Here is a 21,411-nt window from a genome sequence, read left to right as displayed (position 1 = left end):
ATGCCTGTCCGCCGCAGCCACGCGCTGCGGTGCAGGGGTTTTGTTTTTCTTTGGGAGCTGTACCTTGTTTTTTGCCGTACCTCGTGCGCGTGCATCGCACGCATCCCGCACGCGCCTGCGTCACCTCGTTGCCATGCTTGCCGCAGCGGGCGTATTGCCGACTTTGGCGTTTGCGCAGGAAGCCGATGCGCCTGCCGCATCGTCAGCGCAGCAGACGCTGCCCACGGTCACAGTGCGTGGCGAAGCCGCGCCGGATCAACTGCCCGCACCTTATGCCGGCGGACAGGTTGCGCGCGGCGGCCGTCTTGGCGTGCTTGGCAACCAGGACTTCATGGACGTGCCGTTCAGCATGACCACGTACACGTCGCAAGCGATCCAGAACCAGCAGGCACGCAGCATTGCCGGCGTACTGGCCGACGATCCGTTTATCCGCACCAGCTACGGCTTCGGGAATTTTTCCGAGACCTTCATGGTGCGCGGCTTCCAGCTCAATAGCGACGATATCGGCTGGAATGGCCTGTACGGTATCGCGCCGCGCCAGCTGGCCTCGGCCGAAGCGGTCGACCGCGTGGAAACCTTCCGTGGCGCCAGTGCGTTCCTGAACGGTGTATCGCCAAGCGGCACTGGCATTGGCGGCGGCATCAACCTCGTGCCGAAGTACGCGACCGCCGCACCGATCACGCAGGCCACGATCGACTACACGAGCAATGCGCAGGTGGGCGGTGCCGTGGACGTGGGCCGCCGCTTTGGCAATGCCAAACAGTTCGGGGTTCGTGTCAACGCCATGGCACGTGGTGGCGAGACCCCGATCGACAAGGAGGATCGTCAGCAGCGCCTGCTGACGGTGGGGCTGGACTACCAGGGCGACGCATTGCGCGTCAATGCCGACTTCGGTTACCAGAGGCAGGTAGTGCAGCAGGGCCGCGGTACGATCCAGCTCAACGGCACCGCGTTGCCACGGGTGCCGTCGGCATCGACCAACTTTGCGCAGCAGTGGACCAGCTCGTCGCTGGAAGATACCTGGGGCACGATTCGCGCCGAGTACGATTTGACGAAGGACTGGACTGCCTATGCCGCGTTCGGCATGCACCACAGCAACGAGATCGGCAACTACAGTGGCGCTACGGTAGGCAACAACGGCTTTGGTACGGCGTCGCGGTTGAGCGTGCCGTTCAAGCAGGATACGACCACTGGCGAAGTGGGTATCCGTGGCCGCTTCGTAACGGGGCCGGTCAAGCACAGCGTGAACCTGGGCTGGTCCGGGCTGGAGCAGGAAAAGCGCTCGGCCTACGAACTGTCGCGTTCGTTCGCCACGAATCTCTACGATGCTCCCGCGGTGGACCGGCCGGCGACGTGGATCGCGGCCAGCAGCATGACCGATCCGCAGGTGACGGGCCGCACCAACCTGAACGGTGTGTCGGTGTCCGACACGATGGGCTTCCTGAACGATCGTGTGCTGTTGACTGCTGGCGTGCGCCATCAGGTCATCAACGTGCGCAACTACGCGTACAACACCAGCGCGGTAACGCCCTATAGCGCTACCGCAACGTCGCCGATGTTTGGCCTCGTGGTCAAGCCGCTGCAGAATCTGTCGGTGTACTACAACCACATTGAGGGGCTGGCGCAGGGGCCGACGCCGCCGACGACCGCCGCCAACCGCAATGAGACGTTCCCGCCAATCAAGTCCAAGCAGGACGAAGTGGGCGTGAAGTACGATGCGGGCAAGTTCGGCACCACGCTGGCGTTCTTCCAGATCAAGCAGCCGAATGGCTTTACCGATGGCACCACCAACCTGTTCGTGGTGGCCGGCGAACAGCGCAACCGTGGCGTCGAGTGGAGTGTGTTTGGTGAGCCGCTGCGTGGCCTGCGCCTGCTGGGCGGCGTTGGCTACATCGACACGAAGATGTCGAATACCGGCAACGCGCTGACCGAAGGCAAGGACGCGATCGGCGTACCGAACTACACGCTGACCGCGAGCGCCGAGTATGACCTGCCGTTTGTGCCGGGCCTGACCGTATCGGGTCGCTATATCCAGACCGGCCGCCAGCAGGCCAATGCCACCAACACGATCAGCCTGCCATCGTGGAACCGCTTTGACCTGGGCGCCCGCTACGCATTCAAGGCCGCGCAACTGCGCTACACGGTGCGTGCATCGGTCGAGAACCTGGCCGACAAGGACTACTGGGCTTCGTCGTACGGCGGCTACCTGGTAGTTGGCAACCCGCGTACCTTCAAGTTGTCGATGACGGTCGACTACTGACGATGGTGAGTTGACGCGCAGGATCCTGATGCAGCGCAGCAGGACCTGAAATGCAAAAACGGCCGCAATTGCTTGCGGCCGTTTTTGTTTTATCGTTCCTTCTTTCTTGCTCGCTGCGCTCAGGCGTGAATTGCCGATGGTTCCAGGCGTTTGCCGGTCAGGCTGGCCACGGCGACGGCCATGGCTTGTTCGCGCGCTTCATCGGCGGCGGGGGCCGGCAGGAAGCGCTCGGGCGCTTCGCGGGCCAGGCGTTGCAGGTGGCGCAGCTTGGCCTTGAGGCCGGGCTCGACGCGCGAATCTGGCGTGACGGTGGACGGGCAGGCCACACCGAGGATGTCGAGTGCCTGGCGGAAGTTGTCAACGGTCAGGCCTTCGCGCGGGTCTACCTGCACCAGGCGGGCACGCTGGGCTTCGGTGAACGTCGCGGCGGGAGCGGTCGACAGGATGACCCATGCACCCGGCGCGGCGCGCTGGCCAAACCATGCGTCGATCTCCGCGCCATGACCGCCGGCCACCGGCGGCGTCATGCCTTCGACCTGCAGGTCCAGTTGCTGGAAGATCGCCGCCGGGGTGCCGCGACGCCAGGCGTCGGAGACCACCACGCGTGCACCGGCAATGCCGAACAGGCGGCGCAGGAAGCCAAGTGCGATGGGGTCGAAAAACCTGACATCGCGCAGTGTTCCCGTATCTGGCGTACCGCCGAGGCGGGCAGCGGAGCGGTCCGAATACAGGACGCCGGGTACGTCCAGCATGATGAGGCGTTCAGACATGATTTCTCGTGTGAATCGGTGATGGGATGAATCAAGCGTATCCGGCTTTTGCGTGAGAAAGGCGACACAAAATGTGCAGAAGTGCAACAGTTGTGTAACTTGCTCGCGTGACTCGTAAATGCCGGTTACCCCTTTCTCCTAATTGTTTCTCGCGGACACACCTGCCGCGCCAGGCCTTGGATTCCGGCCTGATCCGCATGCGGAAATTGCCGTAATGCACGCCTCAACGGGCGGTGATCGAACCTGGTTGACAGGAATTTGAAAGGAAATGTTCGTAGGGCTGACACAGAACGCCGCCGCGTGCGACGGTGAGGGTGGCTTACTGGAGGGCTGGCTACCGTTTGCGCAGCAATTGCATTTCGAAATGCTCGAAAGCGTATTGGCAAGGAATGCCACAGAACAGGTCGGCTTGACCGACCGGCCGCTCGCAGGCATGGCAGGTTCCACAAGGCCGCAGGCGCGGTGCCCAGTCACGGCCCGCATTCTCGAACTCCTCATGGAACGATGTATCGTCCTGCGCTGCCTTGCGTAGCATTGTGCTTTCCGTTTCCACGCCTGCGTTGATCGATGTTTTCGGCCGGCCGCGTCGCGGGCACAGGCGCCAGCGGTGATGCTAGCGAGGCAGCTCGCGATCGCAAATCGGAACATCATTGTTTACGGCGCAGGGAAGGAAAAATGAAGCGGCGCGGATGCCGGCCGGTGGGCACGGCACCCGCGTTTGTGGCAGTGCGGTAGCGTCTGCGAAAAATAGCGTCTGCAGGACGGCGGGCTAGAACTGAAAGCGCGCAACGTCGCCTTCAAGGGCAGCGGACTGGCGATCGAGGCGCGCGGCCTGGTCCGTCACCACATCCACGAGCCGGGCATTGTCGGCGCTGGTCTGCTCCAGTTGCGCGAGTGCCTCGCTGACCGTGCGAATGCCGTTGGCCTGTTCATCGGCCAGCGTGCGCAGTTCCGCGGCCAGCGTATGGCTGTGATTGACGGCGGCATCGATTCCCGACATCGCACCTTCCACGCGCGCGCTGAGATCGGCGCCGCGTGCAATTTCCTTGGCGGCATCGCCGATGATGCCGCCAATCTCGCGCGCGGCGGTGGCACTGCGCTGCGCCAGCGCACGCACCTCCTGCGCCACCACGGCAAAGCCGCGCCCGGCTTCGCCCGCACGCGCAGCCTCGACGGCAGCGTTAAGCGCCAGGATATTGGTCTGGAAAGCAATTCCTTCGATGACAGCGACGATGTCCGAGATATTGCGCGACTGCGCATGAACGTTGGCCATGGCGCCGCTCATGTCGCGCACCGCCGCCATGCCGGCACCGGTGGCTTCGCGCGCGCGGCTGGCCATGTTGCTGGACTCCTGTGCCTGGGCGTGAGCCTGCTGGACCAGTGAGGTAAGACGCGCGACATTGGCCGCGGCTTCGGTCAAGGCAGCGGCCTGCGTGGCGGTTCGCGTCGACAGTTCCTGGTTGCCGTGCGCAATGCCGTTGCTGGCCGCGGAAATCTCATGTGCACACTGCTGGATACGTGCCAGTACGCCAGCCAGTTCGTCGCGCATGCCAGCCAGGTTGAACAGCAGGCTGGCATCGTCGTTGCGGCGCAGCGTGATCCGTGCCGTCAGGTCGCCACCGGCGATGCGGTTGGCCACGGCCGCCGCCTCGCGCGGCTCGCCGCCGAGTTCGCGCGTCAGGCTACGCGCGGCGATCCACGCCAGCGCGCCTGCGGCGATCAGGCTTGCCACGAGCAAAGCGCCCATGACCGTTTGCGCCATGAGCTGTGCCGCAGCCACGCCGGCCACTGTATCGGCTGCCTGCCGGGCCAGCGCGGTACGCGTGGTTTCAATCAGCGCGCCAAGCTTCTGCAGTTGTTCGCCCAGGAAATGACTGTCGATGGAGACCGAGGCATCGAACTGCAGCGCGTCGAGCGGCTGCTTGCGGATCAGTTCGACATAGCGGGTCACGAGTTCGCCAGTAGCGGCACGTTCCGTTTGCAGCGATTGCGCCTGCGTGGGCGCGGCACTGCGTACGCCATCGACCGCGGCATCGAGGTGTTTCAGTGCCTGTGCAATATCGTTGGCGGCGGTGTCGCGCTCGGCTGTGCTGGTAGCCGCCGTCAGTGACAGCTGTGCGCGGCCCAGTTGCGCCAGTGACGCCTGTGCACGCTCGGCGGAGATGGCGCCGCGCATGTCGCGCTGATACAGCGTGTCGGTGTCGCGTTTCAGATCGATCAGATTGACAATGCCAGTCAGTCCCACGATGGCGCCGAACGCGTAGACCAGCACGAAAGCGGCGCAGAGCCGCACGACCAGCGGCAGCCGCGCCAGTCCTTGCCATATGGAATTACCCCGCCGTCCAGGCAACCCCAGCTTGATGGCTTGCAACACGAATAAGACTCCCTTCGGGGCACTGCCCCGCCATGCCATGACCCGGAACGCTGCGGCAGGCCGGCCCTCTTGCGAGGATGGGAATGCAGTCCGTCGGGGGCGGTCCTGCTGCAGTGCCGCATGATCCTCGTCTACCTTGATGACAGCTGGATGACATTTTGAAAGTGACGGGGTTGCAAGGCGACAGGTGATCGTCGCGCAGGTGGGAGTTTGAGATGAGCTCGAGCGCTAGTAGCCCGCCGATACGTTGGTATCGTCAAACGGCACGCGACGGCGGGTAAGTTCTTCACGGGCTGCATTGTCAAGAATGTCGAGCCGGTAACCCTGTGCGTATACGACGGTGACCGTCACGCCGTTCTCGGCGCACAGATTGAGTGTGCGCCGCATGCGCGAGACCAGCCCGGCCAACGCGCGCGAGGATGGGGGCAGGTCATGGCCCCAGATCGTATTCTCGATACGCTGGCTGCCCAGGATGCGCCCGGCATTGGCGAACATCAGCATCGCGAGGTCGAACTCCTTTGGCGTCATCGGGATGCGCTCGCCATTCAGCGTGGCATAGCGGCCCGGGTTGTTGAGTTCGTAGGGACCGGCGCGCAGCGGCATGTTGGCGCGTAGCCGGGTGCCCGCGAGCCGCCGGCGCAGTGCGGCAATGCGTGCCAGCAGTACGCGTGCGCTGAGCGGGCGCACCACATAGTCGTCGGCGCCGGCATCGAGCGCCTCCACCATGTCGTCGTCATTGTTCTCGCCGGAGAACATCACGATCGGCACGTCGCGGTTGCGCACCGCGCGCACGGCGCGAACCACGTCGATGGCGGAGATGTCGGGCAGATCCCGATCGATCAGCAGCATGTCGTATTTGTCGTGGTCCAGATCATGGATCAGGTCACGACCGGCCTGGAAGACGCTGCATTGGAAACCAGCGATGGAGAGCAGTTCCCGCATCGGATGGAGAGGAGAGGCGCGGCTGGCCAGCAGCGCAATATTGGTCTGGGGATTCATACGACGCTATCGAACAGGCAAAATGCATTGAAATGGATAAACACGTCGCAGCGTATCGACGGGGCATGAGCGGAACAATCGGCATTCCTTTAAAGGGACGGTTGCCATGTCGCTGTCCAGCGTGTTTTTACTGCGCGGCGTTATCCACAGAATTTGTGGATAACCTCTGGGGAGAACCCGGAGGCCGGGCGCAGGGCGGGGAGGGCGTCGGCCTGACTAAAAAATAGGCAGGGGGTTGCGATGTGTGGTGATGTGTGACGATCGGTGCGTTTAAGCGACGCGCTATGCCAGAATATGGCTCATCGTGTCCGGGCCGTTCAGGTGGCAACTGCCTATGCTGAGTCCAAGCGTCATCGCCGAGATCATCTTCGCCTTCCACATCGTGGGGGTCATCGCGGCATTGCATGCGGTCATCACGGTGCGTACGGCGCCTGGCGCGATTGCGTGGGCCGGCTCTCTGGTGATGATGCCGTACTTCGCGCTGATCCCGTACCTGATCTTCGGGCGCAGCCGTTTCGCCGGTTATGTCAACGCCCGCCGCTTCAACAATGACCGGTTGCGCGAGATCCGCCAGGGCATGACCGTGCAGGAGCGCAAGGCGCTTGGCGCCAGTGTCGTACGCGTGCCGGAACAGGCCTGCATGCGGGCGCTGCCCAACCTGACCGGCATTCCATGCCTGTCCAACAACCATGTGCGTCTGCTGATCAATGGCGATGCCACGTTCGAGGCCATCTTTGCGGCGATCGATGCCGCGACCCAGCAGGTGCTGGTGCAGTTCTTCATCGTGCATGACGACGAACTGGGCCGTGCGTTGCAGCGCCGCCTGTGCGAGCGTGCCCAGGCAGGGGTCAAGGTTTACTTTCTCTACGACAGCATTGGATGCCATGCGCTGGGACGCGGCTATGTCCGCGTCCTGCAGCAGGCTGGCGTGGAAGCTCGCCCGTTCTCGACCCATCCGGGGTTCGTCAATCGTTTCCAGCTGAACTTCCGCAATCATCGCAAGCTGGTGGTCGTGGACGGGGCCAGCGCATTCGTGGGCGGGCACAACGTCGGCAACGAATATCTTGGCAAACGGCCTCCGTTGGCACCTTGGCGCGACACGCATATCGAGATCCGCGGCGGTGCGGTGCTGGACCTGCAGATGGCGTTTGCCGAAGACTGGTACTGGGCGGCGCGTGAGGTGCCCTACCTGATGACCCCGCCGTCCCGCCCGGCGGGCGACATGGTGTGCCAGGTGGTGCCGTCGGGGCCGGCCGATCCGCAGGAAACCTGCTCGCTGTTCTTTGTGGAGGCGATCCAGTCCGCCACGCGCCGGCTCTGGATGACCTCGCCGTACTTCGTGCCCGATGAAGCGGTCTTTGCCATGTTGCGTCTCGCAGTGCTGCGCGGCGTCGACGTGCGCATCCTGATTCCGTCGCGGCCGGATCACCTCGTGGTATACGGCGCCTCCACGATCTACGCATACCAGGCGATTCGCGCCGGGGTGAAGGTCTATCGCTACCAGCCTGGCTTCCTGCACCAGAAGGTCATCCTGATCGACGATGAGGCGGCCGCGGTAGGCACGGCCAATCTCGACAACCGCTCGTTCCGTCTGAACTTCGAACTGATGGTGATGACCGCGCATCCGGCGTTCGCGGCGGATGTGGCGCGCATGCTGGAAGCCGATTTTGCCCAGGCGCGCCAGATCGACGGCAATGATTTCCTGAAATCGCCAGCCATGCTGCGCGTGGCGATGCATGTCGCGAAACTGTTCGCACCGATTCTTTAGCAGGTAGGCTGGGACGATCCGAAGTCAGGAAGTGGCGGTATTTGTGTACACTGTCTACTATCATTTGGAGATGACGTGGACATTGTTCACTTGGGAGCTGACATGACCCGTATCGCTGCCGCAACGCCTCCCACCCGCACCACTTACCGGCATGGTGACCTGCGCCGTGCATTGCTGGAAGCCGGCATCGACCTGGCCCGGCACGGCGGCCCCGATGCGATCGTATTGCGTGAGGCCACGCGCCGCGCCGGTGTGGTGCCGAATGCCGCCTACCGCCACTTTGCCAACCGGCAGGATTTGCTGCAGGCCGTGCGCGCGTCCGCGCTTTCGGGCCTGGCGATGGCCATGGAGGCCGAACTGGCGACCATCCCTGCCGATGCATCGGCAGCGGAACGTGCGCGCGGCAGCCTGCGTGCGGTAGGCACCGGATACCTGCGGTATGCGCTGGCCGAAACCGGGCTGTTTCGTACCGCATTCTCGGTACCGGACGATGCCGAGGGTGACGCGGATCCCGCCAAGGCCGGCAACAGCGGCCTGAATCCGTTCGAACTGCTTGGCGCGGCACTTGACCGATGGGTCGAGGCCGGTTTGCTGACCGAGATACGGCGCCCCGGCGCGGAATATATCGCGTGGTCCGCGGTACATGGCCTGGCGGTGTTGCTGATCGACGGACCGCTGCGCGCGCATGCCAGGGAGCAGGCTGCCACGATCGGACAGCGGCTGCTCGAAATGGTCGAGAATGGACTGCAGGAAAAAGCGTGAGGAAAAAAGGATGCCACATGGCGGGGAACCGCGTGGCATCCGAAGCATGAGTATCAGGGGAGGGGTCAACCCTGAACTCGTCTGGGTCACCCGTATTGCACGGGTGAGGCGCAGTGTAAGAAGACGTTTCTGGTTCGAGAATCGGAATATTCTGAAAGTAGTGCAGACTATTCTGGATTTGTGGGCTGGCTCGGTGTCTAAGTCATGCGGGCGGGCCGCAATCGGGCTCGTCAGGCAGGAATCGCGGGAGACCGGCAATGAGTGGCGTACGCAGGAAAATGCCTGTGGTCGTGGCGGGGATGGCGCTCATGCTGGGCGGATGCGTCTGGTATCCGGGTTATGACGTCGCGTCGGGCTACGGTTACTACGACAGTAGCTACCCGATCAATTACTACGGCACCTTCTACAACGGATACCCGAACTACTACTACGGCAACTACAGCGGTTATCCCTACGGTTATCCGTATGGCTACGCCTCATGGCCAACGTATGGCTATGGTTATGGCAGCGTGTGGCTAGGCTATGGCTGTTGCGGGTATCGGGGGTACTACGGATACCGCGGTTACTACGGTTATCGCGGCCATGGCTACTACGGCTATCGCGGTGGCTATGGAGGCTATGGCGGCGGCTACCACGGATACGGCGGCTATCGTGGCTATGGTGGCTACGGTGGCGCGTACGGAGGCGGCTACCGCGGCGGCGGTGGCGGCAGGGGTGCCGGGCGCGGCGGTGGCGGTGGCGGGCATCGTTGAGATGCACGCCACCCAGGACACTACGGCAACTGCCGCAACTGGCCGATGACCGACATCAGCCGGCCGTGTGCCACGGTCACTGATGCCTCGTCCTGCAACGCTTCCTGATAGCGTTGGCGAAACGCCGCTTCGCCGCGTTCACTGAACAGCTTCTGCGTGGCGCCGGCCACGGCGCGGCAGGTCTCGTCATGATGTTCGTCGCCATCGAGCTCTTCGTCGATCTCGATGATCAACCGCGACAACGGATCGAGCCAGCGAAAAAACGATTCCTCGGTCACCAGTTGTACAAACTGACCTGCGGGAATCGGGCCATGCAATCTCTCATACTGGCCACGGTCGTAGCCAATGACTTCCTTGTGCACCTCGAGCAATGCCGCACGCAAGGCACGTAGCCCCGAGCGGCGGGTTTCCTGGGTAGCAAGGAACTGTTCGCTGGGCATGCCCATCTCCACTTTCCTGTTCATGGGCAGGCGCAATTGACATGATCATCCGCGGCGTCCTCCCGGGGCCACCCATTCGCCTGCCCGTTGTTATTGGTCGCACACATTCAAGCTCGAAGAGATGTACGGTGCGCAAGTCAGTATAGGCAGCGGCATGGCCCCAATCTAGCGCGACTGCCTAGCGAAATACCCGTATTGCGGCCCTGCGGCAAAGCATGCCGGCCATGTGGGACTTGCGTTGCAGCATATGTCCGCATTGCAGTGCAGCGTCGGTCAGGCATGCGCGATCCCGAGTACGGCGGTGATGTACAGCAGTGATCAGGACATGAGTGATGTGGGCGATGTCAGCCGCATACGGGCCAGCAGCGGCAGATGATCGGAAGCGAGCCGGGCCAATGCACTGCGATGACTTGAGACGGCCACCAAATGCGCGCGTGGCGAAGTCCAGATACGGTCGAGTGCAAGCACCGGATATCGCGACGGAAAGGTTGCTACGTGAGGCGTGCGTTCGAAATACGCATGCAGCCAGCGCAGCGGCCGGCCCCACAGGAACCACTCGTTGACATCGCCGAGCAGGATGGTCGGTTGTGCGGGCGTTTCGGCCAGCGCGGTCAGCAGGCGCCGCACCTGCCAGCGGCGTTCGCTTGGACGCAGGCCCAGGTGGGTGGCGATCACGCGCAATGCGAAGGTGCCCGATTCCATCGCGCTACATGCCAGTTGCGCATCGATGGCGCCGCGCGGTTCACGGCCTTTTACGCTGAGATCGATATGGCGCACGCTCAATGGTGCGTAGCGCGTCAGCAAGGCGTTGCCATAGTCGCCGGTGTCGCGCACCAGCGTCGGCCCCGGAATCGCATGCAGGCCGGTGCGGGCGGACAGGAAGCGCAGCATGTCGAAGCCCGTGGCACGCGTTTCCACTTCCTGCAAGGCAATCAGGTCCGCGCGCAGTTCGCAGAGCACGTCGCTGATCCGGTTTGGCACGAAGTGCCCATCGGTACCGACACCGCCGTGGATGTTGTAGCTCGCCACCGCAATCTCCGCATGCAGCGCCGCAGTGCGTGCCGGTGCGTTCACCGTACGCCCTCGCCAGATGCGGCATGCGTGCAGCGCGAATGATCGGCACGTGAAGTGTCGTGACGATGGTCGCGCTTCGACGGGTTATCGCGCCGCTGCCGGCGGCGGCGCAAGACCCACCAGACGCCCGCCGGTATCAGCAGCACCAGTGCCAGCCATGCAAACGTGGCGGCGCCCGGATTACGTGCGGCAGCCGCAATGCGGTCCACCAGCGATGCCGACAGGACGATGCCTGGCGACATGCCAATGGCGGTGCCCAGCAGGCAGTCGCGCAAGCGTATGCGCGATGCGCCCACCACGAGATTGACCAGCGTGAATGGCGCAACTGGCACCAGCCGCAATACCACCATGGCCAGCAGCCCATGCTGGCTGACCTGCTGGCTAAGCCGGTTCAGGCGCCGGCCGCCAAACCGCTGCACGGCATTGCGGCCGAGCAGGCGGCCGGCGGTGTATCCGGCCGCGGCGCTGAGTACGGTTCCGCCGAGCGCAATGGCTCCGCCATACAAGGGGCCGAACACCACCACCGTTACGACGATCAACACCGTCACGGGAAACATTACGAGGCCGCCGAGCACAAACGTTCCCATCATTGCCAGCGGCGCGAACGGCATGTCGTCCACGCGTTGCACCAGTGCCAGCAGATGGCGGAAGTCAGCCCATGCGCGCAGCGGCGTATAGCGCCACGCAAACGCCACGCCGGCCAGCAGCAAGGCAAAGGCCACCAGCATCGCCACGCGGCTGGCCACGCGCGGGCGTGCCTCGTGGCTGACAAACTCGGCCATGAGCTGGTCGGTGTCGATCGGCTCCATCGGATCGAGCAGCGTGGCATCGGGCAATGCTGCATCGATATCGTCCGGAACGGTCGGTACGAATGGCTGCAAGGTGCGGCCGTCGCGACGATGCAGTGCAGCCAGCGCCAGGTTCAGGCGCGGGTGCGCATCCATCGCCTGGGTCAAGGCATCGGGCGTTACCGCAAGGTGCTCGCACAGCAGCCGGTTGCGCATGCTGGCAATTACGGCGGCAATGCGTGTGTCGCCGCATGCTTCGATCGAAAGATTGCATTCGGTGTCGAGCCCGAACGACCGGTTGCTCAGGTTGGCGGAGCCGATGGTCAGCAAGCGGTCGTCCACGGTCATGACCTTGCTGTGGACGTTGACACAGGCATCACCGAGGCCCGGTACATGCGGGCAATAGAGCTGGAAGCGCCCCTGAGGATCGGCCTCGCGCAGGCCACGGTAGAGTCGCGCGCGCAATACGCCCATGCTCGCTTCCTCCAGCCAGCCGCTTTCGGTGCGGCGTGACACCAGCGCGATATCGGGGCCGTCCGGCTCGCGCAGCCGCGCCGCGAAAGCATCGGCAATCAGGCCGGAACTGAAGTACTGGTTTTCAAGGTAGAGCGTGTCACGCGCGCTGGCGATGGCATCGGTGTAGAGCTCACGAATCTCGCTGACCGCGGGCGTGTCATCGCGTGGGGGAAACGTGCGGCTGATGCCCACCGATACGTCGGTGACATCGGGTGCCACTTGCGTGGGCCACCGATCGGCGGTGCCCGCGCTGTAGTGGTTACGGATGTCGGGTACGCGTGGGTGACGGCCCGTCGCGCGCAGCCAGCGTTCTGCCGCGAGTTCGCCCAGCGCTTGTGCCGCGGCCCCATCGACCATGCACTGCACATCGTGGAACGGCGCATAGGGTTTGCCGTCGGGGTCCGCGCGGCGCGGTTCGTCGGCCAGGTGATGATGGGTGTCCCAGCGGCGGATCGTCAGGTCGAGGCCGCCCACGAAGGCCACCTGGTGGTCGATGACCACGATCTTCTGATGATGCGAGGCACCGGCCGGATGATTGCCGTCGAGGCAGAACGACAGCCGGCGGTGGGTTTGCCAGTGCTGGCGCGCGGCCGGCAGGAATTCGCGTTCGAGCGCGAACACCATCGCGTAGTCCCAGCTCAGAACATAGATGCGCAGTCCGCGCTTGCGCCGGCATAACGCGTTGAGGAAGTCGCGCAGTTCGGCCGGCAGGCCATCGGCCGGGTCGTCGGGAGACAGGCGCATACGGCTGTCGATATCCCAACCGAGGATGAATACGCTGTGTTCTGCGCGCGTCAACGCTTGCCGTAAAGCGCTGAAGTACGCATCGGCATCGACCAGCATGGCAAAGCGCTGGCAAGGTTCCACGCGCCAGCAATTGTGGCCCGGACGGAGCAGGGAGCGTTCGGCATCGTTTGTCATGGCGAAGGGTACGCCGCGCAAGATTCGTACCGACGGCGCAAACAGGCGCGGCGTAAGATGCCCGCTACTTGCGCAGTGTGCGCCTTACTTGCCTTTGTAAAACTTGCCGGCTAGCAGGAGGTGGTTGCGCAGGCAGTGGCGTCGACGGCAGCACTGCGCCATGCGCCAGGCGGTTTGCCGAAACGCCGGGCAAACGCGCGCGTAAACGTGGTCTGGTCCGGATAACCGACCCCATGGGCAATATCGGCCAGCGGCATGCTGCCGGCCATCAGCCATTGCACGGCCTGGTCCAGGCGCAGGCGGGTCTGGTAGCCGTGAGGCGTGTCGCCAAATGCTTCGCAGAACAATGTGTGGAAGCGTCGGGCACCCCAGCCGACGCGGGCCGCAAGCTGATCGACACGCAGAGGCGCATCCAGGTGCGCACGCAGATAGTGGTCGACGGCCATGACCGGGAAATGCGCCGCGTTGGGCGTGGCGACGTCATGGCGTTCTTCGAGTCCCAGCATCGACGAAAGGCCGCCGGCCAGCGCAGCGGCCTGTTGCCACGCGTACTGGGGTGGCAGGTTGGGCGAGGCCTGCTGCAGCGTGGCCAGCGTCCGCACGCGCGCGGCAAAGGCGCCGTCCATCGAGAACGTGCGCGGCCGGGCCATTATTCGCGCGGGCAAGGCCACGGAACTGGCCGGGAAATCGGCCACGAGTTGCAGATTGCGGGTCAGTCCCGCGCACAGGTGATGCTCGCCGGCCGGGATCACCAGGCCGTGGCCGTTGTCCACGCGGTAGGCGTGTCCGTCGATCTCGAGCTCGATTTCGCCATCGACGCCAAACAGCAGTTGATGATAGTCGTGCGCATGCCCGAACGGCCGCCGTTGATAGCGGCGCGGCTCGACCAGCGGCGAGGCGTGTTCAACGAGCTTCGGCATGACGCGGTTTTGCGTGCGTCTGGCACAGCCAGACACCCATGCCGGCCACGCCCATCCCGAGCCACTGTAGCGGGCCGAGATGATCGCCGAACAGCAGCGCGGCCTGGACCGCAGCCAGTGGCGGCGCCAGGAACATCAGTGCGGCGGCGTTGGCGGCCTGGCCCTGGCGCACCAGCCGCAACAACAGCCAGGTGCCGATTCCCGAGAGTACAAACGCGGCCCACGCCAGCGATAGCCACAGTGTCGGGCCGGCTTCCCAGCGCAGCATGCCGGGGCCGCCCGATACACAGACCACCACGCCGGCCACAAGCAGGGCGCCGGCATTCTGCCAGGCTGAGCTGGCGCGGATATCCGCGCGGGCGATCGAGGTTTTCTGGAGCAGGGTACCCATGGTGATGGAGAGTATGGCCAGTATGCCGACCAGCACGATCCACGGCGATACTGCGTGCGGCGCGCTGGCCTGCATGGCTGGCAAGACTACCAGAGCCACGCCCAGCGCGCCCAGGCCAAGGCCGCGCCACGTGCGTGATGAAGGGTGCTCCCTAAGCAGCGGAATGGCAAGCAGCGCGGTCAGCAACGGCTGCAAGGCACCCAGCAGGGCCATGATCGACGGGGACATGCCGTGGGCTACCGCGCCGTAGCCGGCACACAGGTAGATGCCCTGCATCAGCGCACCGGCCAGCAGGTGACGCGGCACCTGCGCCAGCGGTGGCCACGTGGCGCGGCCCGCGATGGCGACAATGGTGAACAGCAGCGCGGCCAGCGCAAAGCGGGCCAGCAGGAACAGGCTGGTATCGGCCACCGGCACCACGGCCTTGCCGACGATAAAGCCGGTGGACCAGATCAGGACAAAGGCCATGGCGGGCAGCCAGGCAGGAACGGAGCGCGACATCTTGGGTAGACAGCAGACAAGGGCCAGGCATATGCCGTGGCCGGATTCCGGGAAATTGTCTGACAGGCTAACCGCCGGTGGCAGCGATGTCTTGGCAAATCCTGCAGCGTGACGACGATTTTGAGGTAACGTGCGAGCGCGTCACGCTCCCAATGCCCCATATCGCCTCATGCAGCCTATTGTTCGCCTCATGCCCGATTCCACAATTAGCCCGCAACAACGCCTGATCGACGACCTCGGGCTGACGCCGCACCCGGAAGGTGGCTTCTATCGCGAAACCTACCGCGATAACGCGCGCGTCACGCGGCTTGCCGACGGTGCGGAGCGGTCTGCCTCTACAGCCATCTACTACCTGCTTTGCAATGATGCATGGTCCGCATGGCACCGCATTCGTGCCGACGAAGCGTGGCATTTCTACGCCGGCGATGCCATCGATGTGCATGTGCTTACGTTGGAAGGCAGGCTGGTCACGCACCGGCTTGGCAATCCGCTGACAGCTCCGGGTGCCGTATTCCAGGCGGTGGTGCCGGCCGGCTGCTGGTTCGCGGCGGAGCGTGTGCCGGGCTCGGCCGGCTATGCGCTGGCTGGCTGCACCGTGGCCCCAGGCTTCGAATTCAGCGAATTCGAACTGGCTGACGTGGCGCAACTGGTGGCATCGCATCCCGAACAAGCCGCGTTGATTGGCCGGCTCGGCCGCGCGTAGTCCAAGGCCCCGCGCTCAGACTGTCTTGACCTGCTTGCGCAGGTACTCGACCACGCGTGCCGCGCGCGGCGACAGCGACCATTCGGAACGGTGGATCAGCCAGAGCTTGTCGATCACCGGCATCTTGCAATCCAGGACCTTGATCCGGGTTTCCTGCACGAAAGCCTGGCGCGCATAGCGCGGGATCACCGTGAAGCCGAAGCCGCGTGCCACGGGTTCGAGCATCAGGCCCACCTGGTTGCTGAAACCACGGCAGGGCAGGGTCTGTACGCCCGGGTTGCCCGGATAGTGACGGCTTAGCAGGCGGCTTGCCATGGCCTTGCCGTCCGGGTGATCGACAAAGCCGATGCGTTCCAGGTCAGTCCAGCTCTCGATCGATTCGGTGGCCGGATACACCAGTTCCAGCGGCTCCTCGCTGAATGGGCTTGCCGCCAGCCGTGCGTCATCGGGCTTCAGCGACACCAGGCCTACGTCGTAACGGTTCTGCAGCACGCCTTCGAGCACTTCGGCATCGGGCGCAAAGCGGTGGCGGATGATCAGTCCCGGTGTCTCGCCCTGCAGGTCAAGCAGGCGTGGGTAGAGGAACAGGCCAATGCTGCCGGGCGTGATCAGGCTGACCAGCCCCGAGGCGCCATCGTCGGCCAGCCGCACGCGCAAGCGTTCATTGGCCTGCTCCATGTCGCCACAGTACTCAAGCAGCGCCTTGCCGGCCGGTGTCAGTTCGAGCGCTCGCGGGCGGCGAATCAGCAGTGGGCCCAAGGCTTCTTCAAGATGGCGGATGTGCTGGCTGACCGCCGCCTGGGTAAGTCCAAGTTCATCGGCCGCGCCCGTGAAGCTGCCGGCCTGGGCCAGCATCGCAAATGAACGGAGCCATTGGGGATTCAACATTGCGGATTCAATATAACGAAGTCTTATTGACCTGATAACGGGAAGTCGGTTTTCATTATAGGCTCGAACTCGTAAGATTGCTGCACTGCAACTCGCAACCTCACCAGATCATGAGCACAACCGCAAGTCCCGCAAATCAAGCAGCCTCAGCCGTTCCAGCCCTGTTCACCCCGTTCACGCTCAAGGACGTCACACTGCGCAACCGCATCGCGGTGCCGCCGATGTGCCAGTACAGCGCCACCGATGGCCTGACCAATGACTGGCATCTGTCGCATTACACCGGCCTGGCGCGTGGCGGTGCTGGCCTGGTGATCGTCGAAGCCACGGCCGTATCGCCGGAAGGCCGTATCACGCCGGGCTGCACGGGTTTGTGGAATGACGAGCAGGCGGTTGGCATGGCGCGCATCGCGGCCGCGATCAAGGCTGGTGGCGCCGTGCCGGGCATCCAGATTGCGCATGCCGGCCGCAAGGCCAGCGCCAATCGCCCATGGGAAGGTGACGATCACATCCCGGCCGACGATGCACGCGGATGGACGCCGATCGGCCCATCTGCCAAGGCGTTCGGCGCACATCTGCCCAGGACCCCTGAGGCCATGACGCAGGACGATATCGCACGCGTCCAGGCCGATTTCGTCGCTGCGGCCCGTCGTGCGCGTGATGCCGGCTTCCAATGGCTCGAACTGCATTTTGCCCACGGATACCTGGCGCAGAGCTTTTTCTCGACCCATGGCAACCAGCGCACCGATGCCTATGGCAACGATGCGATCGGGCGTGGCCGTTTCATGCTGGAAACGCTCGCGGCGGTGCGCGAGGTGTGGCCGGCCAACCTGCCGCTGACCGCGCGCTTTGGCGTGATCGAGTACGACGGCAACGACGAGCAGACGCTCAAGGAATCGATCGAACTCGTGCGCGCCATGCGTGAAGGCGGACTCGACATGCTGAACGTCAGCGTCGGTTTTTCCACGCCCGACGCACAGATCCCCTGGGGTCCGGCATTCCTCGCGCCGATCTCCGAACGTGTGCGGCGTGAAGCCGGCCTGCCGGTGGCGTCATCGTGGGGTATCGACGATCCCGTGATCGCCAATCGTGTGGTGGAGCAGGAACAGATGGACCTGGTGATGGTGGGTCGTGCGCTGCTGTCCAATCCGCACTGGCCGTACCAGACCGCCATGAAGCTTGGCCTGGAACGCCCGTCGTGGGTACTGCCCGCGCCGTACGCGCATTGGCTCGAACGCTATCGCGTGCAATCGGCCTGAGCCCGATCCAGCGCGCAACGCTGGTCGGTTCAGAACGAGCCGACCAGCGTTGCCAGCGCGATCACCGCCACCAGGGCCAGCAATGGTCCGACGATGCCGACCATCACAATGCCGCCATAGCTTTGCCGATGGGTGGCGCCGCAGACGGCCAGTAGCGTCACGACCGCGCCATTGTGCGGCAGGGTGTCGAGCGTGCCGGCGCTCATTACGGCCACGCGGTGCAATACCCCGGGGTCCAGGCCGATCTCGAGCGCCCGCGTTAGATAGGTGCCGCCGAGCGCGTCAAGCGCAATGGTCAGCCCGCCTGAAGCGGAACCCGTCAACGCTGACAGCACATTGGTGGCAATCGCCAGCGACACCAGCGGCCCGCCTTCGATCGACAAGACCCAGTCACGCACCAGCGCAAAGCCGGGTAGCGCGGCCACTACGGAACCAAAACCGACCAGACTGGCCACGCTGAGCACGGGCAGCGCGGCGGCATGGGCACCAGCGCCCATGCTGTCGCGTAGCGCGGGCAGGCGGCGGTAATTCAGCAGCACCAGGCACACGATGGCTGCGGCCAGTGCCACGATTACCGACCATACGCCGCCCACTGCCTGCAGCGAGGTCGCGCCCCATTCTGGCAGCGCCAGATAATCGGCATCGAGACGCGGCAGCACGGCCAGGCTCATGGTCAGATTCACGCCGATCACTACCACCAGCGGCAATAGCGCTACCAATGCGCCCGGTGTTTCGACGCTGCGTCGGCCGTGCAGGGTTTCGGCCGGATCGAATTCCCGCGCGGTGCTTGCGCGCTCGCGAATCAGCGGCCGCTCGGCAACCTCATCGACCCCGGTCGATACGTCCGCGCCATACCCTTCGCCGTATCCTTCACCATTACGGCGGGCCGCCGCTTCACCGCGTGCCAGCCACCACATGCCGAACGTGAGCATGATCAGGCTGGCGACGATGCCGAGCCCGGGCGCCGCGAATGGCGTGGTGCTGAAGAACGGCATCGGAATGGCGTTCTGGATGGCCGGGGTGCCGGGCAGCGCCGACATCGTGAACGTCGAGGTGCCCAGCACAATGGCAGCTGGCATCAGCCGGTGCGGGATATCGGCAGCGCGGAACAGCGCGTGTGCCATCGGCGCCAGCACAAAGAACGCCACGAACAGGCTTACGCCACCATAGGTCAGCAGCGCGCCGGCCAGTACCACGGCCAGCATCGCGCGTTGCGGGCCTAGCGTGCGCGTCATCCAGTCCGCGATGGCGCTCACCGAGCCACTGTCGTCCATCAGCTTGCCAAATAGTGCGCCCAGCAGGAACAGTGGGAAAAACTGCGCGACAAAGCCTGCCGCGCTGCCCATGAACGTCTGCGTCCAGTGGGCCAGCAACGGTTCTCCGGCAGTGGCTGCGGCCAGTAGTGCCGCGGCGGGTGCGATCAGCAGGATGCTCCAGCCACGAAACGCCATCCAGATCATCGCCGCGAGGGCGATGACAATACCTGGCAAGCCCATGAGTCGGATCTCCTAGATCTCGTGAAGCAGGTCGTCGAGTTCGAACGAGGATTGCTGCCCCAGCGCATCGCCGTGCACGGCCAGGAACTGCTCGGCTGCCGCGCGGCCTTCATCGCGCAACATGCACAGGAACGACCACTCCGCGTTCATCTTCGACGACGAACCGAACTCGGCCATGCGTTCGCTGGAAATCCGGTGGATGCGCATGCCCGCCCATTGCGCGCCTTCGGCATCGCCAGGATCGGCCACGCGCCGCAGCACCGCGATCATGCGCAGTTCCTTGAGCAAGGTGGCATTGAACGAGATTTCATTGAGCCGGCTCACGATATCGCGAGCACTGCGCGGCGCCCCGGCGCGTTCCACGGGGTTGATCTGCACCAGGATCGTGTCGCGCGACTCGCATTCGCGTACCAGCGGCGTAATGGTGGGATTGCCGGCATAGCCGCCGTCCCAGTACGGCACGCCGTCGATCTCCACGGCCTGGAATACGGTTGGCAGGCAGGCCGAGGCCAGCAATACGCTGGCGGTGACTTCCGCGTTCTTGAACACGCGGCCACGACCGGTCTCGACATTGGTGGCCGTGACGAACAGATGGATCGGCGCCTGCGCCAATACCTCGAAATCGATGCTGGCATGCAGGATTTCGGCCAGCGGATTGCTGCCGACCTTGTTCAGGTCATAGGGCGACCAGATGCGTGCGGCCAGGTCGGCGGCGACGAACAGCGGGGAGTTGTCGAGGGTCCAGCGGCCCAGGATCACGTCGAGCGGGCTGCGCCGGAACGGACTGAAGCGCGCGGCATCGGATACGCGCTGCCAGAAATCGTGGAGCGCATCGCGCGCGCCGGCCACCCCGTTGAGCGCGTGGCCATACACCAGCACAGCCGCGTTCATGGCGCCGGCCGAGGTGCCGGAAATACCATCGATGCGCAGCCATGGCTCTTCCAGCAGGCGGTCCAGCACGCCCCATGTAAACGCGCCATGGGCGCCGCCGCCCTGCAGCGCCAGGTCGATCAGTAACGGGTCCCGCCGCGCGGCGGTTGCCGCGTCCACGCCATCCTCGTTCATCCGATGCTCCGATATGCGAAATCGATTCGTTGCAGGCTGCAATACGTGGGGCACTCGCTGCTCCATTATTTGTTGTGCAGTGCAACTTAGGCAAGCCCGGTGAAGCAGGGTGTCTGGTTTGGCGTAGACTTGCGCGCCATGACATCGATGAACTGACATGCAAATCGACCTTCAACATTTCACCCCCGTCGCGTCGCTGGTGGGCGGGCTGCTGATCGGCCTGGCGGCGGCCTTGCTGGTGTTTTTCAACGGCCGGATCGCCGGTATCAGCGGCATCGTGGGTGGGCTACTGCGCTGGCCGCGCGGCGACAAGTCATGGCGCCTGGCATTCGTGGCTGGCATGCTGGCGGCGCCGCTGCTGTCCGTGGCACTGGACATGGCGCCGGCGGTGCAGGTCGACGCGGGATGGGGCACGGTGCTGGTGGCAGGATTTCTGGTGGGCGTCGGCACACGCTATGCCAGTGGCTGCACCAGCGGACACGGTGTGTGCGGGCTGTCGCGCGGCTCGATGCGGTCGTTGGTGGCCACATTGACGTTCATGGCCGCGGGCTTCGTCACGGTCTTCGTGCAACGTCACCTGATCGGAGGCTGACATGGCGTGGCTGACCGCTTTCCTGTCCGGTTTCGTATTCGCGGTGGGGCTGATGGGCTCCGGCATGGCCAACCCGGCCAAGGTCAAGGGGTTTCTCGATCTCGCCGGCCTGTGGGACCCATCGCTGGCCTTCGTGATGGCCGGCGCAATGGGCGTGGCGGCGTTGGCATTCCTG

Annotated in this window: 20 protein-coding genes; 9 read left to right on the top strand and 11 right to left on the bottom strand. The window is 64.3% G+C overall.

Annotated features, from left to right (window positions below; all coding sequences use genetic code 11):
* The first annotated feature begins 64 nt into the window (after positions 1-64).
* Positions 65-2,260 carry a TonB-dependent siderophore receptor gene (locus ACO550_RS29020; RefSeq protein WP_315595822.1) on the top strand — a complete coding sequence of 732 codons (2,196 nt, stop codon included), beginning with the start codon at positions 65-67 and terminating at the stop codon, positions 2,258-2,260.
* A gap of 119 nt (positions 2,261-2,379) precedes the next feature.
* Here ACO550_RS29020 and ACO550_RS29015 read toward each other — a convergent pair whose 3' ends face one another.
* Positions 2,380-3,030 (bottom strand): HAD domain-containing protein, encoded by a 651-nt coding sequence (locus tag ACO550_RS29015; RefSeq protein ID WP_315595821.1) that lies wholly within the window; start codon positions 3,028-3,030, stop codon positions 2,380-2,382.
* A 268-nt stretch (positions 3,031-3,298) separates the two neighbouring features.
* Between ACO550_RS29015 and ACO550_RS29010 the strand changes: the two genes are divergently transcribed.
* Entirely contained in the window at positions 3,299-3,562 is a 264-nt protein-coding gene (locus ACO550_RS29010; protein ID WP_485995047.1) for a hypothetical protein, read from the top strand.
* Between the two features lie 237 nt (positions 3,563-3,799).
* On the opposite strand, the gene ACO550_RS29005 is transcribed toward ACO550_RS29010, so the two are convergent.
* Both ACO550_RS29005 and ACO550_RS29000 read right to left on the bottom strand, forming a co-directional pair.
* A complete protein-coding gene (locus tag ACO550_RS29005) occupies positions 3,800-5,404 on the bottom strand; it encodes a methyl-accepting chemotaxis protein (protein WP_315595819.1) in 1,605 nt (534 codons plus the stop codon).
* A gap of 228 nt (positions 5,405-5,632) precedes the next feature.
* A complete protein-coding gene (locus ACO550_RS29000) occupies positions 5,633-6,403 on the bottom strand; it encodes a response regulator transcription factor (RefSeq protein ID WP_315595818.1) in 771 nt (256 codons plus the stop codon).
* A 334-nt stretch (positions 6,404-6,737) separates the two neighbouring features.
* Between ACO550_RS29000 and cls the strand changes: the two genes are divergently transcribed.
* The 3 genes from cls (at position 6,738) to ACO550_RS28985 (ending at position 9,685) form a co-directional block, all read left to right on the top strand.
* A complete protein-coding gene (cls, locus tag ACO550_RS28995) occupies positions 6,738-8,171 on the top strand; it encodes a cardiolipin synthase (RefSeq protein WP_315595817.1) in 1,434 nt (477 codons plus the stop codon).
* Positions 8,172-8,273: 102 nt separating this feature from the next.
* Complete coding sequence (locus tag ACO550_RS28990) at positions 8,274-8,933, top strand: TetR/AcrR family transcriptional regulator (RefSeq protein WP_315595816.1); 660 nt, start codon at positions 8,274-8,276, stop codon at positions 8,931-8,933.
* 257 nt (positions 8,934-9,190) lie between these two features.
* The gene (locus ACO550_RS28985) at positions 9,191-9,685 is read left to right on the top strand and encodes a hypothetical protein (RefSeq protein ID WP_315595815.1); all 495 of its coding nucleotides are present in this window, start codon (positions 9,191-9,193) and stop codon (positions 9,683-9,685) included.
* Between the two features lie 20 nt (positions 9,686-9,705).
* Here the strand turns inward: ACO550_RS28985 and ACO550_RS28980 are convergent, their stop codons facing one another.
* From ACO550_RS28980 to ACO550_RS28960, 5 genes are all read right to left on the bottom strand, one after another.
* Positions 9,706-10,131, bottom strand: coding sequence for a hypothetical protein (locus tag ACO550_RS28980; RefSeq protein ID WP_315595814.1), 426 nt, complete (start codon positions 10,129-10,131; stop codon positions 9,706-9,708).
* A gap of 312 nt (positions 10,132-10,443) precedes the next feature.
* Positions 10,444-11,199, bottom strand: coding sequence for an endonuclease/exonuclease/phosphatase family protein (locus ACO550_RS28975; RefSeq protein WP_315595813.1), 756 nt, complete (start codon positions 11,197-11,199; stop codon positions 10,444-10,446).
* Positions 11,196-13,424, bottom strand: a complete 2,229-nt coding sequence (locus ACO550_RS28970) for a VTT domain-containing protein (protein ID WP_315595812.1) — start codon at positions 13,422-13,424, stop codon at positions 11,196-11,198. Before ACO550_RS28970 ends, ACO550_RS28975 begins: the two co-directional genes overlap by 4 nt.
* A gap of 110 nt (positions 13,425-13,534) precedes the next feature.
* The gene (locus ACO550_RS28965) at positions 13,535-14,344 is read right to left on the bottom strand and encodes a helix-turn-helix domain-containing protein (protein WP_315595811.1); all 810 of its coding nucleotides are present in this window, start codon (positions 14,342-14,344) and stop codon (positions 13,535-13,537) included.
* Complete coding sequence (locus tag ACO550_RS28960) at positions 14,328-15,236, bottom strand: DMT family transporter (RefSeq protein WP_315595810.1); 909 nt, start codon at positions 15,234-15,236, stop codon at positions 14,328-14,330. Before ACO550_RS28960 ends, ACO550_RS28965 begins: the two co-directional genes overlap by 17 nt.
* Positions 15,237-15,426: 190 nt before the next feature.
* Between ACO550_RS28960 and ACO550_RS28955 the strand changes: the two genes are divergently transcribed.
* The gene (locus tag ACO550_RS28955) at positions 15,427-15,939 is read left to right on the top strand and encodes a cupin domain-containing protein (protein ID WP_315595809.1); all 513 of its coding nucleotides are present in this window, start codon (positions 15,427-15,429) and stop codon (positions 15,937-15,939) included.
* Positions 15,940-15,954: 15 nt separating this feature from the next.
* Here the strand turns inward: ACO550_RS28955 and ACO550_RS28950 are convergent, their stop codons facing one another.
* Positions 15,955-16,827 (bottom strand): LysR substrate-binding domain-containing protein, encoded by an 873-nt coding sequence (locus ACO550_RS28950; protein ID WP_315595808.1) that lies wholly within the window; start codon positions 16,825-16,827, stop codon positions 15,955-15,957.
* Between the two features lie 110 nt (positions 16,828-16,937).
* Here ACO550_RS28950 and ACO550_RS28945 point away from each other — a divergent pair, with 110 nt between their 5' ends.
* Positions 16,938-18,083: an oxidoreductase gene (locus ACO550_RS28945; RefSeq protein WP_315595807.1), complete on the top strand. Its 1,146-nt coding sequence runs from the start codon at positions 16,938-16,940 to the stop codon at positions 18,081-18,083.
* A gap of 29 nt (positions 18,084-18,112) precedes the next feature.
* Here the strand turns inward: ACO550_RS28945 and ACO550_RS28940 are convergent, their stop codons facing one another.
* Together ACO550_RS28940 and ACO550_RS28935 are read right to left on the bottom strand one after the other, a co-directional pair.
* Entirely contained in the window at positions 18,113-19,579 is a 1,467-nt protein-coding gene (locus ACO550_RS28940; protein WP_315595806.1) for a GntT/GntP/DsdX family permease, read from the bottom strand.
* Between the two features lie 12 nt (positions 19,580-19,591).
* Positions 19,592-20,644: a patatin-like phospholipase family protein gene (locus tag ACO550_RS28935; RefSeq protein WP_315595805.1), complete on the bottom strand. Its 1,053-nt coding sequence runs from the start codon at positions 20,642-20,644 to the stop codon at positions 19,592-19,594.
* Between the two features lie 157 nt (positions 20,645-20,801).
* Here ACO550_RS28935 and ACO550_RS28930 point away from each other — a divergent pair, with 157 nt between their 5' ends.
* Together ACO550_RS28930 and ACO550_RS28925 are read left to right on the top strand one after the other, a co-directional pair.
* Positions 20,802-21,236: a YeeE/YedE family protein gene (locus ACO550_RS28930; RefSeq protein WP_315595804.1), complete on the top strand. Its 435-nt coding sequence runs from the start codon at positions 20,802-20,804 to the stop codon at positions 21,234-21,236.
* A 1-nt stretch (position 21,237) separates the two neighbouring features.
* On the top strand, positions 21,238-21,411 hold a 174-nt coding region (locus tag ACO550_RS28925), incomplete at its 3' end, for a DUF6691 family protein (protein ID WP_485995048.1).

The organism is Cupriavidus sp., assembly GCF_057315035.1.
Note: the sequence above shows the minus strand (reverse complement) of the source record. Positions and strands in the feature narration are given on the sequence as shown.